A 1875-nucleotide genomic window follows, 5' to 3' on the forward strand; every position below is an offset into this window, starting at 1 on the left:
ACCGGATACCTCGAATTGTTTGATTTGGTCGTTAAACATATTCTACCCGGTATGGGTTTATTTTTTTACTTTGTGTTGCATTTCAATTGTAAATTCGCCCAACACAGAAAAAGCATCAAAACACAAATTAAAACGCATATGGCGATCATCAGACAGCCATTGATACCAATCTGCACGTCGCATTGCCCGTTTAAACAACCGCAACACGTCCTCAGCCTCAAGAAAGGATAACGAAAAAATGAGCAAATAAACTTCAAATTCGCCCCATTGACCAACGGCACTCAAATAGTTAACCACTGGCAAAATATCTTGAGCTGCCTTATCCAAGTTAAAATGCATTAAATCGGCACTGCTGTTAACGTACGCCATTAATAATAAATTCATCGGTGTTGGCTGATCTTTAACCGTCTTTGACAGTCTCTGTTGATACTGGTCAATCGGTGTAACGTTCTTTGGCGGATCAGCGTGATTAACTAAAACGATGATTTCCTGAAATGGTTCTATTAACTTCCAGCTTGGCGAAGAGTGACCGGCTTCATTAAAGTATGAACTTGAATCAGCGGCATACTGATCTGTTTGCCAATAGAAAAATTCACTTGTTGTCACGTGAATTTGATCCAGCAGATGTAAGAAACGATCGACCCCAAGCATACTAGTGCCATTTTCAAACTTCGAGATCACGGCCACACTGACTTGCTCGTTAGCGACTTCTTTAAGGGTTAGTCCTTTGCTTTTGCGCAACTCATGAAATGTTTGTCCCAGTGATGACATAGAATATCCCCCTAATCAAAGATTCTTGAGTAAATCATGGCCGATTTCTTGTCCTGCATGTTCACATAAATTTCGCGATAAGAACGTGAATCTACATTTAAATGCAGAGTTTTGCAGAGTTGCAATACAGTATTGCATTTATCTTTGCCAACAGCTTCTTGTCCAGTTACATACAGATACCAACCATGTAAAAACAAACTCATGATGGCAAATTGTGCTTCTACGTCAGTATCCTTGCTCAGTAAATCGTCGAATTTCTCCAGCACTATTTTAGCGTTATCATACGTTCTGTGTGCGACCATAATCGAAAAAAGCGTGAAACAAACGGAATACCCTAAGTTCCTCAAATCCGTTAAACGAACATAAAAATCTGCCTGCTTCATAAACCGAGAAAAAAGCATCATAGCGTCCTCGACATCCATATAAATCGAAGTTGAAATAAAGAACAGTAATTCAAAAGCAGTCCAGACGGATACCCCGCCTAAATAATCAATAATTGGTAACATTTCTTGATGTGTCGAGAAGTGATCTTTCATGTTGGATTGGTGTATCTTCAGTGCTGCTTTTGCCAAAGATATCTTCAAACGATTGGTTAAGCTCGGATCTCTCTTTAATTCTTGTCCCATCAACTCGATGTAAGTTTTAAAACTTGAAATCTTTTGTGCCGTACTTTGACTTTCATCGCTGGAGATTTGAAATACATCCGCATAGGGTGCTAAAACATCAAAGATTTCTGGCAACGGACTGCCATCTTCTGAAAATTGCGACCATGCATTTTTATTTTGCTCGTCCGACTGTCGAAAACGATAGAAAAAGTCTGTCGTGGTCACGTTGATTTGTTGCAACAAATGCAAAAAGCGGTCCACGCCCAACATCGTCTGATCATTCTCAAACTTGGAAATCACGGCCATGCTGATTTCATTGTCCGCGACTTCTTCAAGTGTTAGATTCTTACTTTTGCGTAGTTCATGAAACGTTTGTCCTAACGATTGCATAAAAACTCTCCGGCGAATTTACAATTGAAATGCAACACAAAGTAAAAAAATAAACCCATACCGGGTAGAATATGTTTAACGACCAAATCAAACAATTCGAGGTATCCGG

At 39.5% G+C, this 1875-nt stretch carries 2 protein-coding genes; both read right to left on the minus strand.

The genetic code is table 11. From position 1 onward, the window contains the following. Positions 1–57 precede the first annotated feature (57 nt). Positions 58–771 carry a helix-turn-helix domain-containing protein gene (locus GB992_RS07035; protein WP_161001798.1) on the minus strand — a complete coding sequence of 238 codons (714 nt, stop codon included), beginning with the start codon at positions 769–771 and terminating at the stop codon, positions 58–60. Positions 772–782: 11 nt separating this feature from the next. Then, entirely contained in the window at positions 783–1766 is a 984-nt protein-coding gene (locus GB992_RS07040) for a helix-turn-helix domain-containing protein (protein WP_161001799.1), read from the minus strand. Positions 1767–1875: the final 109 nt, after the last annotated feature.

This window comes from Furfurilactobacillus milii (assembly GCF_009863985.1).
Classification (GTDB): Bacteria; Bacillota; Bacilli; order Lactobacillales; family Lactobacillaceae; genus Furfurilactobacillus; species Furfurilactobacillus milii_A.